This is a genomic window from Pseudomonas sp. KH_017 (assembly GCF_057840285.1).
Genome location: NZ_CM174509.1, coordinates 3646860 through 3660582 on the forward strand (window position 1 = coordinate 3646860; position 13723 = coordinate 3660582).

The window sequence follows — 13723 nt, forward strand, 5'->3', positions numbered from 1 at the left end:
ATAGAGCGGAGCCTGGCAAGTGTTCACCGGTCCAGTGCCGATAAGACTCGTCCAGCAGTTCGATGGCCGTGGCGTATTCGTTGATTGGTGACATGGGCCTCCCGGGCAACCGCGGTCAATCATCCCGCGTCAGCACTTCCAGCAATTCAATTTCGAAGATCAGGTTCGAATTCGGCGTGATCTTGCCCATGGTGCGTTCGCCATAGGCCAGGTGCGCCGGCACCAGCAACTTGCGCTTGCCACCGACCTGCATGCCCATGATGCCCTGGTCCCAGCCCTTGATGACCCGCCCGGTGCCGATCACGCACTGGAAGGGTTTGCCACGGCTGTAGGAAGAATCGAATTCGGTGCCGTCCTCCAGCCAGCCACGGTACTGGGTGGTGATCAGTGCGCCTTTGATGGCGGCTTTTCCGTCACCCACCTGTAGATCGATTACCTGAAGCTCGTCATTCATTGATTTCACTCGTATGCTCTCTCGCCCTCAAGGGCCTGACGGGCGCCGTTTTCCCAGATTTGCCCTCGATTGGCAACCATTGCCACCTCCCGCGCGACGTTTAAAGCTGTTTGCTGAACTAAAATAATCAACAATGACCCGTACGGTTCACCGCCCTGATGGCCATCCCCGAATGATCCTGCTCTGGACCAGCCTTATCCTTGGTTCAACGACGCTCAGCCTGATCGTCGCGCTGGTCTGGCGCGAACGCTCGCTGCAAAAGCGACTGGCGGAATATCGCGCGATCATCAACAACCTGCCCGAAAGCCAGAGCATCCACCAGGATGGCGACGCCGAACGCTTCAAACGCAGCCAGTACTTTGCCCGCATCGGCACCTGGGACTGGGATGTCGACACCGACCGGTTGTATTGGTCAGATGCCATTTTCGGCATGTTCGGCTTCAAGATCGGCGAAGTGACGCCCTCTTACGCCCTGTTCTGCTCCTGCGTGCATCCGGATGATCGGCCCAGGGTTCGGGCCGGCGAACTGCGTTGCCTGCAAACCGGTGAAAACCATGACGAGGAATACCGCGTGGTCTGGCCCGACGGAACGATCCGCTGGCTGCGGGAAACCGGCAACGTGGTCAAGAATGACCACGACGAAACGGTCAAGATGATGGGCGTGGTACGCGACATCACCGAAGAAAAGGCCTCGGCCAACTACCTCAAGCACCTGGCCCATTACGACCCGTTGACCGGTCTGCCCAATCGCCTGGTGCTCGAAGAGCGCCTGTCCGAAGCGCTGGAGCAGGCGCGCACCGGCGCCACGCGGGTGGCGCTGGTGTTTGTCGATCTCAATGGCTTCAAGGCCATCAACGACCGCTATGGTCATGCAGCCGGCGACCGCGTGCTGGTTACGACCGCCACGCGGCTCAAGCGCATTCTGCGTGGCACCGACACCGTCGCCCGGATCGGCGGCGACGAATTCGTGGTCATCCTCCAGGACCTGCCCCAAAGCAAAAGCCTGCAAGACGAAGCGCGCACCATCTGCCAGAAAATCTTCGTCGAACTCTCCCCGCCCGTCACCATCGGCAACGACCAGCGCCACATCGGCACCAGCCTCGGCGTCGCCGTGTTCCCCGATCATGCGCCGAGCATCGATCGCTTGCTGCACATTGCCGACCTGGCGATGTATGAGGCCAAGCGCAGCGGGAACAATCAGTATCGGTTGGGCACCGAGAGCGTGGTGCGGGCGCACAGTCAGTAGCACTTCGTCAGAGCCTGCTCGCGAAGGCGCCGGCCCAACTGTAAAGACCTGACTGACAACCCACGGTAGATCTTCAGCGAGCCCAGCCTTTATCCTTGACGCCCCCGCTGTGTCGAGTTCTGGAGTTTCGCCCATGCCCCATGAAGGCAACCTGTTACAAGCCGCTGTCGTATTTCTGATGGCGGCCGTGCTCATCGTTCCTTTGGCCAAGCGCCTGCAACTGGGGGCGGTTCTGGGTTATCTGTTTGCCGGGGTGATCATCGGCCCGTCGGTGCTGGGCCTGATCGACAATCCGCAAAGCGTCGCGAACATTTCCGAACTCGGCGTGGTGTTGCTGTTGTTCATCATCGGCCTGGAGCTGTCGCCGCGACGCCTGTGGGTGATGCGCAAATCAGTGTTCGGCGTGGGTCTGGCGCAAGTGTTGCTCACTGGCACGGTGATTGGCGTGGTGGCGCTGTGGTTGTTTGGCCAGCCGTTGAACACCGCGATCGTCCTCGGCCTGGGCCTGGCGCTGTCGTCCACGGCATTCGGCCTGCAAAGCCTGGCTGAACGCAAGGAACTGACCAGCCCCCACGGACGGCTGGCGTTCGCGATCCTGTTGTTTCAGGACATCGCCGCGATCCCCTTGATTGCCATGGTGCCGTTGCTTGCCGGTGGCGATCACAGCACCAGCGCCAGCGAAAACCTCAACCACGGTCTGCAAGTGCTGGCCAGCATCGCCGTGGTGGTGATCGGTGGACGTTATCTGCTGCGACCGGTGTTTCGCGTGGTGACCAAAACCGCGTTGCCGGAGGTCTCCACCGCCACGGCATTGCTGGTGGTGATCGGCACGGCATGGCTGATGGAGCTGGTCGGAATTTCCATGGCCCTGGGCGCCTTTCTCGCCGGCCTGCTGCTGGCGGACTCCGAGTATCGCCATGAACTGGAAGCCCAGATCGAACCGTTCAAGGGCCTGTTGCTCGGGCTGTTTTTCATCAGCGTCGGCATGGGCGCGAACCTGAGCCTGTTGCTGAGCATGCCGGTGGCGGTGCTGGGCCTGACCCTGCTGCTGATCGCGATCAAACTGCCGCTGCTGTTCCTGGTCGGTCGCCTGGCCGGGGGCTTGAAAAAGGTCAGTGCGATCCGCCTGGGAATCGTGTTGGCAGCCGGTGGTGAGTTTGCCTTTGTGGTGTTCAAGATCGGGCGAGATCACGGGTTGTTCGCCACCGAATTGTATGACTTGCTGGTGCTGACCATCACCCTGTCCATGGCCGTGACGCCGCTGTTGCTGCTGCTTTGCGCACGCTTGGTCAGCCCGAAGGTGCAACCGGTGGAAGTGCCGGAGAAGTTCCGCGAAATCGACGCCGACGCGCCACGGGTGGTGATCGCCGGCATGGGTCGCATGGGCCAGATCGTTGCGCGGATTCTGCGCGCACAGAACATCAAGTTCGTGGCCCTCGACACCTCGGTGGAAACCATCGAACTGTCCCGCAGCTTTGGTGGCGTACCGGTGTTCTACGGCGACCCGATGCGCCCGGAAATCCTCAACGCGGCCAAGGTCGGGGAAGCCGAGTATTTCGTGATCGCCACCGACGACCCGGACACCAACATCAAGACCGCCGAACTGGTGCGCAAGCTCTACCCGCACATGAAGATCATCGCCCGCGCCCGTAACCGCCAGCATGTGCACCGGCTGATGGACGTCGGCGCTCACGCCGTGCGCGAAACCTATTATTCGAGCCTGGAAATGAGCCGGCAAACCCTGATCGGCCTGGGATTGACCCAGGCCCAGGCGGATGCGCGGATCAAGCGCTTCAAGCAGCACGACGAAGAGGTGCTTGAAGCCCAGCATGCGGTGTATGACGACGCGGTGAAAGTGATGCAGACGGCGCAGGAAGCGCGGGTCGAACTTGGCAGGTTGTTCGAGTCGGATCAACTGCAGGAGCAGGCGGGCAAGAATTGAGGTGACTACTCGGGCCTCTTCGCGAGCAAGCCCGCTCCCACAAGGGATCGCTACCAGGCTCAATATTTGTGAGCACCAGAGATCCAGTGTGGGAGCGGGCTTGCTCGCGAAGAACGATAACGCGGTGTGATGGAATAACCACAACTTCAAAGGAGCCACCATGACTGACCAACCTGCCCCCGCCCTCAAGGAAATCTTCAACGCCGAGCGCCTCCAGCACATCGCCAGCGAAATGACCGCTGTCTATCCGCCATTCGAGGCCAGGCGCTTCCTGAAGCTGGCCCAATCCGGCCTGGCAGAGCTCAGCGTCATGCAGCGCATGGCCCGGGTCAGCGAGTGCCTGCACGCCGTGCTTCCCCTGGACTACGAGGGGTCGCTGCAGGTGCTGCGCGCCCTCGCCCCGCGCCTGAACAGTGGCTTCGTCAGCATGTGCCTGCCGCACTATGTAGCCAGCTACGGCGCCCATGCGTTCGAACAGTCGATGGACGCAATGAAGTACTTCACCGCTTTTGGCTCTTCGGAATTCGCAATCCGCCATTTTCTGCGCAGTGACCTCGAGCGTTCGCTCAAGCTGATGCACGACTGGTCCCTGGACGACAACGAGCATGTGCGGCGCCTGGCCAGCGAAGGATGCCGGCCACGCCTGCCCTGGTCATTCCGGCTGGAGACCATCCAGGCCGATCCGACACTGGCCGCGAACATCCTCGACAACCTCAAGGCCGACACCAGCCTGTACGTGCGCAAATCCGTGGCCAACCACCTCAACGACATCACCAAGGATCATCCCGACTGGGTGCTCGGCCTGATCGAAGGCTGGTCGCTGGACAACCGGCACACCGCGTGGGTCGCCAAACACGCCCTGCGCAGCCTGATCAAGCAGGGCAACCAGCGGGCACTGGCGATCATCGGCGCGGGCGGCAAGCCTGAAGTCGAGATCGTTGATGTGAAAGTCGAACCGCCGGTGATTGGCCTGGGAGAAAAGATCACCCTGTCGTTTGCGGTCAAATCCACCGTTCAAAGCAGTCAGCGCCTGGTGATCGACTACGCCATCGATTACGTCAAGGCCAACGGCAGCACCTCGGCGAAGGTGTTCAAGCTCAAGGCGCTGACACTGCCGGGCAACGCCGTCGAAGCCGTCAGCCGTGGTCAGCAGATCAAGGAACTCACCACCCGCCGGCATTATGCGGGGCGCCATGCGGTGCATGTCATGGTCAATGGTGAGCGGCTGGCCAGTACAGCGTTCGAGATTCTCGTTTAAACCATTAGATCAATTGTGAATCTACCGACGCCTTCGCGAGCAAGCCCGCTCCCACAGGGGGGAACGCATTCCAATGTGGGAGCGGGCTTGCTCGCGAAGGCGTCAGCTCAGGCACCGATGGAAACTGCCCCCTGCAACAACCCCTGCTCCCGCTCACACAACTGCACCACATAATCCCACAACACCCGCAACCGCACCGATTTGTGCAGCTCCCGGCGGGTGCTGATCCAGTAGCTGCGCTGGATGCTTTCGTCCGGCAACAATGGCACCAGACCGGGATCGGCACTGGCCATGTAGCACGGCAGCACGGCAATCCCCAGACCTGCTCGCGCCGCCTGTTGCTGGGCGATCACGCTGGTGCTGTGAAACACCACCCGCGGGTTGCGGCAGAAGCTGTTGAGGAACATCAGTTCCTGGCTGAACAGCAAATCATCGACGTAACCGATCCACGCATGACGCCCCAGGTCCTCGCGACTGCGCAACGGCGGTGAACGGTCGAGGTAGTCCTGGCTGGCATAGAGCGCGAGGCGATAGTCGGTGAGTTTGCGGGTGACCAGCATGTCGGCGGCCGGGCGCTCGAGGTGGATGCTGATTTCCGCCTCGCGGTTGAGGATGCTGACAAAACGCGGCACCGCCACCAGTTCCACCTCCAGCCCCGGATAGCGCTCGAACAAGCCGTTCATGCGACTGGCGAGGAACATGATGCCCAGCCCTTCCGTCACCCCGACGCGGATCTTGCCCAGCGGCGCGGTGGATTGGGTGATTTCCTCCTGGGCCAGCAGCGCCACGTTCTCCATCGCCTCGGCGTGTTTAAGCAACGCCTCGCCAGCCGGGGTCATCTCGTAACCCTGGGCATGCTGGACGAACAACGCCGTACCGAGGCTCTTTTCGATGGCCTCGATGTGCCGCGCCACGGTGGCATGGGTGGTGTTCAAGCGACGGGCAGCCGTGAGCAAACGCCCGCTGCGCTGCAATTCGAGAAAAAACCGCAGGTCATTCCAGTCGAACATGAATCGTCCTTGTTCGTTGCCGTTCGGGATGCTGTTTAAAAACGCACAGCGGCTGCGTAAAAACTAACATTCTTTTGACGAAAGCTAACAACTAGGATGACAGACAACAAGAACAACAACGCGAGGTCAGGGATGCAGACTTCCCTTGATGAATACGATTACATCGTGGTCGGGGCCGGGCCGGCCGGGTGTCTGCTGGCCAATCGACTGTCGGCCGATGCGCAACATCGCGTGTTGCTGCTCGAGGCCGGCGGCCGCGACAACTATGCGTGGATTCACATCCCCGTCGGTTACCTGTTCTGCATCGGCAACCCGCGCACCGACTGGTGCTTCAAGACCGAAGCGCAACCGGGCCTGCAAGGCCGCGCCCTGAGCTACCCGCGCGGCAAGGTGCTGGGTGGCTGCTCCTCGATCAACGGCATGATCTACATGCGCGGCCAGGCCGGCGACTACGACCGCTGGGCCGCCGACGGCAACCCTGGCTGGAGCTGGCAAGACGTGTTGCCGCTGTTCAAGCAGAGTGAAAATCACTTTGCCGGCGCCGCCGAATTTCACGGTGCCGCAGGCGAATGGCGGGTCGAACGCCAGCGCCTGTCATGGCCGATTCTCGATGCGTTCCGCAGCGCCGCCGAGCAAAGCGGCATCGCCAGCATCGATGACTTCAACCAGGGCGACAACGAAGGTTGCGGCTATTTCCAGGTCAATCAGAAGGCCGGCATCCGCTGGAACGCGTCCAAGGCCTTTCTCAAACCCATTCGCCAGCGTCCCAATCTCACCGTGCTGACGGGTGTCGAAGTCGACCGCGTGCTGCTGGACAATGGTCGCGCATCGGCGATCAGCGCCCGCTGGCAAGGCCAGGCGAAAACCTTCAAGGCGCGCAAGGAAATCGTCCTGTGTGCCGGCTCGGTCGGTTCGCCCAGCATCCTGCAGCGCTCCGGCATCGGCCCGCGTCCACTGCTGGAGCGGCTGGGCATTGGCGTTGTCCATGAGCTACCCGGCGTCGGTGGCAACCTGCAGGATCACCTGCAACTGCGGCTGATCTACAAGCTGGAAAATGCCCGCACCCTGAACCAGATTGCCGGCAGCCTGTGGGGCAAGCTGGGCATGGGCCTGCGCTACCTGTATGACCGCAGCGGCCCGCTGTCCATGGCGCCGAGCCAGCTGGGCGCCTTTGCCCGCTCGGGGCCGGAGCAGACGTCAGCCAACCTCGAATACCACGTGCAGCCGCTGTCGCTGGAGCGCTTTGGCGAACCGCTGCATGCGTTCCCGGCGTTCACCGCGTCGGTCTGCGATCTGCGCCCGCAAAGCCGTGGCCGGGTGGAAATCCGCTCCGCCGATCCGCAGGAAGCCCCGCTGATCCAACCCAATTACCTGAGCCATCCGGAGGACCTGCGGGTCGCCGCCGACGCCATCCGCCTGACCCGCCGCATCGTCTCCGCTCCGGCCCTGCGCGCCTTCAATCCGGTGGAATACCTGCCCGGCGACAGCCTGCAAAGCGAAGAACAACTGCACGAAGCCGCCGCGCGGATCGGCACCACGATTTTCCATCCGGTGGGCACCTGCCGCATGGGCAATGACGCCGACGCCGTGGTCGATGCGCAACTCAAGGTCCATGGCATCCCTGGCCTGCGCATTGCCGATGCCTCGATCATGCCGCGCATCAGCTCGGGCAACACCTGCTCGCCGACGCTGATGATTGCCGAGAAGGCTGCGCAAATGATCCTGGCCCCATCTGTAAACACCAACCCTGTGGGAGCGGGCTTGCTCGCGAAGACGTCGTGTCATTCAACATCAATGTGAATGATCCACCGCTTTCGCGAGCAAGCCCGCTCCCACAGGAACTTCATTAGATTCACGGACACTGAGCATTACCCCTGAAATGGAACACGCAACACCAGTGGAACAACAAAAACAATCACTGTGAGGGATACCGGTATGTCAGAAAACGTTCAAACCCTGGAAGCCGTGCGCAGCGCGGGCACCAGCCAGGAAACCCAGAAAGTCATCTTCGCCTCGTCCCTCGGGACGGTCTTCGAGTGGTATGACTTTTTCCTCTATGGCGCCCTCGCGGCGGTGATCAGCAAGCAGTTCTTCGCCGGGGTCAACGACACCACGGCGTTTATCTTCGCGCTGATGGCCTTCGCCGCCGGCTTCATCGTCCGGCCGTTCGGCGCGCTGGTGTTCGGGCGGTTGGGGGACATGATCGGGCGCAAGTACACCTTCCTCGCCACCATCATCCTCATGGGCCTGGCGACGTTCTGCGTCGGGCTGCTGCCGACCTACGCCAGCATCGGCATCGCCGCGCCGATCATCCTGGTGGTGCTGCGCATGCTCCAGGGCCTGGCCCTGGGCGGTGAGTACGGCGGCGCCGCGACCTATGTCGCCGAGCACGCGCCCGTCGGCAAGCGGGGCTTCCACACCAGCTGGATTCAATCCACCGCGACCCTGGGCCTGCTGCTCTCGCTGCTGGTGGTGCTGGGTTGCCGCTACTTCACCGGCGATCAGTTCGAAGTCTGGGGCTGGCGCATTCCGTTCCTGTTTTCCATCGTGCTGCTGGGCATCTCGACCTGGATTCGCATGAGCCTGCACGAGTCGCCGGCTTTCGTGAAAATGAAAGAAGAAGGCAAGCTGTGCAAACAGCCGATTCGCGATTCCTTCGGCAAGTGGGAAAACCTCAAGGTGGTGTTGATCGCCCTGTTCAGCATCAACGCCGGGCAAGCGGTGACCTTCTACGCCGCGCAATTCTATGTGCTGTTCTTCCTCACCCAGTTCCTGAAAATGGACCCGGCGGTAGCCAACGGCTTGCTGATTGTCAGCGTGACCATTGGCGCGCCTTTCTTCATCTTCTTTGGCTGGCTGTCGGACAAGGTCGGGCGTAAACCGGTGCTGATGATCGGCCTGTTGCTGGCCACCGCGCTGTACTTCCCGATCTTCAAGACCCTGGCCCACTACGCCAACCCGGCCATCGACCAGGCCAGCCGCCAGGCACCGATCACCGTGATGGCCGACCCGGCCACCTGCACCTTCCAGTTCGACCCGGTGGGCAAGGCGAAATTCGACAGCCCGTGCGACAAGGTCAAGACCTTCCTGGTCAAGCAGGGCCTGCCGTACCAGAGCGCAGCGGCCCCGGCCGGCAGTGACGTGCAGGTCAGCGTCGGTGACGTGAAGATCGATGGTTTCGACGAAGCCGCTTTGCGCGGTGCCGTGACCCTCGCCGGTTACCCGAAACAGGCGGACATGCAGCAGATCAACAAACCGATGATCGTGGCGCTGATCGTGGCGCTGATCATCATCTCCGCGATGTGCTACGGCCCGCTGGCGGCGTTGATGGTCGAACTGTTCCCGACCCGCATCCGCTACACCTCGATGTCCCTGCCCTACCACATCGGCAACGGCTGGTTCGGTGGCTTCCTGCCGACCGTGTCGTTCGCGCTAGTGGTGTACACCGGGGACATCTTCTACGGGCTGTGGTACCCGGTGGTGATCACCGGGGTGAGCCTGGTGGTGGGGATGATTTGCCTTCGTGAGACGCGCAACGTGGATCTCGACAAGAACTGAGGTAATGCCTGCCGACGAGGGAGCTGACTCCCTCGTCGCGCCGATCAACCCCGATCAGACCTCGGCATCGAGCAACTCGAACTTCACTTGATCCGGGTAGAACGCCAGATACCCGCGGATTTGTTCTACCGACACCTTGGGATCTTCGTAACTCCACACCGCATTGGCGCTTTCATGCCCCGGCACCTGCAGGCTGAAATAGCTGGCATCGCCCTTGTAGGGGCAATAGCTGGTGTGGTCGGTGCGGGCGAAATACTTCTCGTCGATGTCCTCTCGCGGCACGTAGTACACCGGCGGGTAATTGGCCTCCAGCAACACCAGGGCCCGTGCCGAGGCGGCCACTTGAATACCGTGAAATCTCACCAGCAGACAGCCAGGCTGCTCGGCGATGGTGATGACAGGACTAGGACCGGAGCTTTTCATGGAATGCGTTCCTCATGACGGTGATGGACCTGCAAATCGATGTGGGAGCGTGGCTTGCCCGCGATGGGCTGCGCAGCAGCCCCAAAACCTGAGACCTCGGTTTATCAGGTATAACCCAAGTTTTACCCTCGCGACTGCTTCGCAGCCGAACGGGAGCGACACACCAAGCTGTACATCCATACAGATAAAGATTGCTCCATCGCCCATCAAGCGCCATTCTGTGCACCCTTGGCACATTGATCGACGATGGTGGTTATGCGGCTGTACCTCTGTGAAAAACCTTCCCAGGCCAAAGACATCGCGGCAGTCCTCGGCGCCCGGCGCCGGGGCGATGGCTGTTGGCTGGGAACGGACGTCACGGTGACCTGGTGCATCGGCCACCTGCTGGAAACCGCACCGCCGGATGCCTACGACGCGCGCTACAAGCGCTGGGTGCTGGCGGATCTGCCGATCATTCCGGAAAAATGGAAAATGACCGTCAAGCCGCGCACCGCCAGCCAGTACAAGGCGGTCAAGCGCCTGCTCGGTGAAGCGTCCGAACTGATCATCGCCACGGACGCCGACCGCGAGGGCGAGATGATCGCCCGGGAATTGGTGGAGCATTGCCGCTATCGCGGGCCGATCCGCCGGCTCTGGTTGTCGGCACTGGACGATGCCTCCATCCGCAAGGCCCTCGCGGCCCTCAAACCGGGGAACGAGACCTTCAGCCTCTATCACTCCGCCTTAGGGCGTTCCCGGGCCGACTGGCTGATCGGCATGAACATGAGTCGGCTATTCACCCTGCTGGGGCGCCAGTCTGGCTATCAAGGCGTGTTGCCAGTTGGCCGGGTGCAAACGCCGACCTTGCGCCTGGTGGTGGATCGCGATCGCAGCATCGCCGACTTTGTGCCCGTCCCCTATTGGGCCATCGGCGTGCAACTGCTGCACAACGGCACCGCGTTCACGGCGCAATGGCGCGCGGCATCGGAGCTTTGCGACGATCAGGACCGCTGCCTGAACCAGGCGCTGGCACAACAAGCGGCGGCCGCCATGAGTGGCGCGGCCAGTGCGCGGGTGATCAAACTGCGCACCGAGCGGATGCGCGAAGTGGCCCCGCTGCCGTTCGACCTGGGCACCCTGCAGGAGGTCTGCTCGAAGAAGCTCGGCCTCGGCGCCCAGGAAACCCTCGACATCGCCCAGGCACTGTACGAAACCCACAAAGTCATTACCTATCCGCGCAGTGATTGCGGCTACTTGCCCCTCAGTCAACACAGCGAGGCACCGGCCATTCTGGCGGCGTTGCGCCAGGCCGATCCGGCGTTGAGCGCCTTGCACGATCACCTTGATCCGCAACGGCGCTCACGGGCCTGGAACGATGCCAAGGTCAGCGCGCACCACGGCATCATCCCCACCGCTGCGGCAAAGAATCTCGACAAGCTGGCAGGCAAACAGCGTGCGGTCTACACCCTGATCCGCGCGCGATACCTGGCGCAGTTCCTGCCCAATCACGAATACGACCGCACCCAGGCCGACTTCGACTGCGCCGGCGAGGCCTTGCGCGCTGTCGGAAAGCAGATCATTGAGCCGGGCTGGAAACGCGCCCTGCCCGAAGCGCTGGCCCCGGCCAAGGGGCGCGAAGCCCCGGCACCGCAGACACTGCCCAACCTGGCCGAAGGCATCGATTGCACAGTGGCCGGTGTGCAATTCAAGGATCTCTGGACGCAACCGCCAAAGCCGTTCACCGAAGGCGACCTGATCAAGGCCATGAAGAATGTCGCCAAACTGGTGCAGGACCCCCTGCTCAAGCAAAAACTCAAGGACACCACCGGCATCGGCACCGAAGCGACCCGCGCGTCGATCATTCAGGGCCTGCTCGATCGTGGTTACCTGATCAAGAACGGCAAGGCCCTGGCCGCCACGCCGGCCGCGTTCAGCCTGATCGATGCCGTGCCGCGGGCCATCGCCGATCCGGGCACCACGGCGATCTGGGAACAGGCTCTGGACATGGTGCAAAGCGGGGAAATGAGCCTGGAAGAGTTCGTCACCAAACAGGCGGCGTGGATGAGCAAGCAGGTCAGTCGCTGTGCCGGGCTGAGCCTGACCATCAGCGGCCCACCGCCGGGCGGTTCCGCCGCTGCCCCTTGGAAGAAAAAACGAAAAGGCGCCCCGCGCCAACCAGCGAGCGGCACCAGGCGCAGGGCAAAGCCGGCAAGCAATACCTGAACCCGACACAGAACCCTGTGGCGAGGGAGCAAGCTCCCTCGCCACAGATCACTCGTTGCCGGCCATAATGAACCGTGTCACCTGACCGATCAGGAGCCACTTCGTATGTCCTCGATAGAACTGCACGCTGCCCAACGCGATGAGCTGGAAACCATCGAGAACCTGATGCAGTTCTACACCTACGACTTCAGTGAATGGTTGCCGCTGAATCTGGGCGAATACGGTTTGTTCAACATCCTGCCCATGCCCGACTACTGGCGAAACCCGGCCACCCGACCATTCCTGATCAAGGTCGACGGTGAACTGGCCGGCTTCGTGACCGTGGATAACCAGGTCCATCTACCCGGTGCCGACTACAACATCGGCTATCTGTTTGTCAGCCGACGCTTCCGTGGCCGGGGTGTCGCGCGATTTGTCGTTTCCACCCTCTTGAGTCAATTCCCCGGTCAATGGCAGATTTTCCACATCAAGGCGAACCAGCCAGCACGCTTGTTCTGGGCCGCCGTGATACCGGGGCTCGGCGTTGACGGGTTCACCTTGCATCAACAGCTGGTAGACGGTCATTCCTGCACTTTTTACCGCTTTGAGTGTCCGCCTTTGTCGTCCTGACCGACACGACCTCGCCCCCCGCGCTAATTCCCAACAGCTTTGTCCGACAATATGTAGTGACTGAAAATATTCACTACAAAACCGTTGACGCCTCCGATTTGCCCTTGCATGATGCAGACGTCTCCCCGATCGGGAGTACAGGCAACACGTTTGAGCAAGCTCGTCTGACCGCCGAGCTGTTTTTCCCGGATACACGCTGCCCACAAGGCAGATTGAAGAAGCTGACCTGGCCTGAACGTCCAGTACAAGGGCGAGAAGTCTTGGCGAGCAATCCTCATGAAGCTTGTGGCCGACCCTGAAAACGTCGGCAGTGGCCTGAAGGTTTTCGCCGCTTCTCTTCGTTGTGACGCTATTGCGTAGCAGTTATTCAACACGACTACATGCAACAGACGCAGGACCCCGCCCGATAAGGCGGTCGAACGCTGACGTCCTGGTTTCGGTGCCAGGGATCAACTAACCGATGGGCTACCTGTATTAGCGAATCAACTTTAAAAGATCACCAATTGGTCAAGGGGCTTTATGATGAATCTGAACAATCAACCAACTATCGATGAGCTGGCTCGTATCTTCGCTGCAAAGAAAGACAGCCACGACAACCATATTCTCTGGATCAGCAAGTGTGGCCAGGTTCATATCGACTGCCTGTCGCCGCACGCCCATGAAGCAGAGTTCGACCAGAACAACCAGAACCTGCTGGCCCGACTGAAGATGTACCGTCGCGGCCAGGGCTATGTCGGCAAGAAAGCCGCGGCCGACAAGGACTTCATCGGTAATGTTCTGCAAACCCTGAAACAGGCCTGGGCCTCGATGCAGAATCAGAACGAAGTTCGGGTGATTGACCGGTTCTACTAATTGAAATGAGTCATTACTGACTTATTGATAAACAAGGCCTGCTCCCGATAAGGAGCAGGCCTTTTTTTATGCCAGAACGAAGATCAACTGTGGGAGCGGGCTTGCTCGCGAATGCGGTGTGTCAGATAACACTATGTCAACTGATACACCGCATTCGCGAGCAAGCCCG

At 61.2% G+C, this 13723-nt stretch carries 11 protein-coding genes; 8 read left to right on the top strand and 3 right to left on the bottom strand.

Features of this window, described 5'->3' with window-relative positions; all coding sequences use genetic code 11:
- Positions 1 to 115: 115 nt before the first annotated feature.
- Positions 116 to 454, bottom strand: a complete 339-nt coding sequence (locus AC3IT6_RS16580) for an FKBP-type peptidyl-prolyl cis-trans isomerase (protein ID WP_007999592.1) — start codon at positions 452 to 454, stop codon at positions 116 to 118.
- 172 nt (positions 455 to 626) lie between these two features.
- Between AC3IT6_RS16580 and AC3IT6_RS16585 the strand changes: the two genes are divergently transcribed.
- From AC3IT6_RS16585 to AC3IT6_RS16595, 3 genes are all read left to right on the top strand, one after another.
- A complete protein-coding gene (locus tag AC3IT6_RS16585; RefSeq protein ID WP_489351204.1) occupies positions 627 to 1700 on the top strand; it encodes a diguanylate cyclase domain-containing protein in 1074 nt (357 codons plus the stop codon).
- A gap of 133 nt (positions 1701 to 1833) precedes the next feature.
- Positions 1834 to 3642 carry a monovalent cation:proton antiporter-2 (CPA2) family protein gene (locus tag AC3IT6_RS16590; RefSeq protein WP_489351206.1) on the top strand — a complete coding sequence of 603 codons (1809 nt, stop codon included), beginning with the start codon at positions 1834 to 1836 and terminating at the stop codon, positions 3640 to 3642.
- 160 nt (positions 3643 to 3802) lie between these two features.
- The gene (locus AC3IT6_RS16595; protein ID WP_489351208.1) at positions 3803 to 4900 is read left to right on the top strand and encodes a DNA alkylation repair protein; all 1098 of its coding nucleotides are present in this window, start codon (positions 3803 to 3805) and stop codon (positions 4898 to 4900) included.
- Positions 4901 to 5007: 107 nt separating this feature from the next.
- Here AC3IT6_RS16595 and AC3IT6_RS16600 read toward each other — a convergent pair whose 3' ends face one another.
- The gene (locus AC3IT6_RS16600) at positions 5008 to 5910 is read right to left on the bottom strand and encodes a LysR family transcriptional regulator (protein ID WP_489351210.1); all 903 of its coding nucleotides are present in this window, start codon (positions 5908 to 5910) and stop codon (positions 5008 to 5010) included.
- A gap of 132 nt (positions 5911 to 6042) precedes the next feature.
- Between AC3IT6_RS16600 and AC3IT6_RS16605 the strand changes: the two genes are divergently transcribed.
- The gene (locus AC3IT6_RS16605) at positions 6043 to 7710 is read left to right on the top strand and encodes a GMC family oxidoreductase (protein ID WP_489351212.1); all 1668 of its coding nucleotides are present in this window, start codon (positions 6043 to 6045) and stop codon (positions 7708 to 7710) included.
- Between the two features lie 135 nt (positions 7711 to 7845).
- On the top strand, positions 7846 to 9468 hold the full coding sequence (locus tag AC3IT6_RS16610) for an MFS transporter (RefSeq protein WP_489351215.1): 1623 nt from the start codon (positions 7846 to 7848) through the stop codon (positions 9466 to 9468).
- 54 nt (positions 9469 to 9522) lie between these two features.
- Here AC3IT6_RS16610 and AC3IT6_RS16615 read toward each other — a convergent pair whose 3' ends face one another.
- Complete coding sequence (locus AC3IT6_RS16615; protein WP_008046975.1) at positions 9523 to 9891, bottom strand: DUF427 domain-containing protein; 369 nt, start codon at positions 9889 to 9891, stop codon at positions 9523 to 9525.
- Between the two features lie 255 nt (positions 9892 to 10146).
- Between AC3IT6_RS16615 and AC3IT6_RS16620 the strand changes: the two genes are divergently transcribed.
- The 3 genes from AC3IT6_RS16620 to AC3IT6_RS16630 all read left to right on the top strand — a co-directional run bounded on the left by AC3IT6_RS16620 (position 10147) and on the right by AC3IT6_RS16630 (position 13554).
- Entirely contained in the window at positions 10147 to 12093 is a 1947-nt protein-coding gene (locus AC3IT6_RS16620; RefSeq protein ID WP_489351217.1) for a DNA topoisomerase III, read from the top strand.
- A 105-nt stretch (positions 12094 to 12198) separates the two neighbouring features.
- Positions 12199 to 12702 (top strand): GNAT family N-acetyltransferase, encoded by a 504-nt coding sequence (locus AC3IT6_RS16625; RefSeq protein ID WP_489351219.1) that lies wholly within the window; start codon positions 12199 to 12201, stop codon positions 12700 to 12702.
- A 522-nt stretch (positions 12703 to 13224) separates the two neighbouring features.
- Complete coding sequence (locus AC3IT6_RS16630) at positions 13225 to 13554, top strand: hypothetical protein (protein ID WP_032829393.1); 330 nt, start codon at positions 13225 to 13227, stop codon at positions 13552 to 13554.
- Positions 13555 to 13723 lie beyond the last annotated feature (169 nt).

Excerpts from the sequence above, each read along its gene's own strand:
- AC3IT6_RS16580 (WP_007999592.1), bottom strand. The coding sequence starts at position 454 with ATGAATGACGAGCTTCAGGTAATCGATCTACAGGTGGGTGACGGAAAA.
- AC3IT6_RS16585 (WP_489351204.1), top strand. The coding sequence starts at position 627 with ATGATCCTGCTCTGGACCAGCCTTATCCTTGGTTCAACGACGCTCAGC.
- AC3IT6_RS16590 (WP_489351206.1), top strand. The coding sequence starts at position 1,834 with ATGCCCCATGAAGGCAACCTGTTACAAGCCGCTGTCGTATTTCTGATG.
- AC3IT6_RS16595 (WP_489351208.1), top strand. The coding sequence starts at position 3,803 with ATGACTGACCAACCTGCCCCCGCCCTCAAGGAAATCTTCAACGCCGAG.
- AC3IT6_RS16600 (WP_489351210.1), bottom strand. The coding sequence starts at position 5,910 with ATGTTCGACTGGAATGACCTGCGGTTTTTTCTCGAATTGCAGCGCAGC.
- AC3IT6_RS16605 (WP_489351212.1), top strand. The coding sequence starts at position 6,043 with ATGCAGACTTCCCTTGATGAATACGATTACATCGTGGTCGGGGCCGGG.
- AC3IT6_RS16610 (WP_489351215.1), top strand. The coding sequence starts at position 7,846 with ATGTCAGAAAACGTTCAAACCCTGGAAGCCGTGCGCAGCGCGGGCACC.
- AC3IT6_RS16615 (WP_008046975.1), bottom strand. The coding sequence starts at position 9,891 with ATGAAAAGCTCCGGTCCTAGTCCTGTCATCACCATCGCCGAGCAGCCT.
- AC3IT6_RS16620 (WP_489351217.1), top strand. The coding sequence starts at position 10,147 with ATGCGGCTGTACCTCTGTGAAAAACCTTCCCAGGCCAAAGACATCGCG.
- AC3IT6_RS16625 (WP_489351219.1), top strand. The coding sequence starts at position 12,199 with ATGTCCTCGATAGAACTGCACGCTGCCCAACGCGATGAGCTGGAAACC.
- AC3IT6_RS16630 (WP_032829393.1), top strand. The coding sequence starts at position 13,225 with ATGAATCTGAACAATCAACCAACTATCGATGAGCTGGCTCGTATCTTC.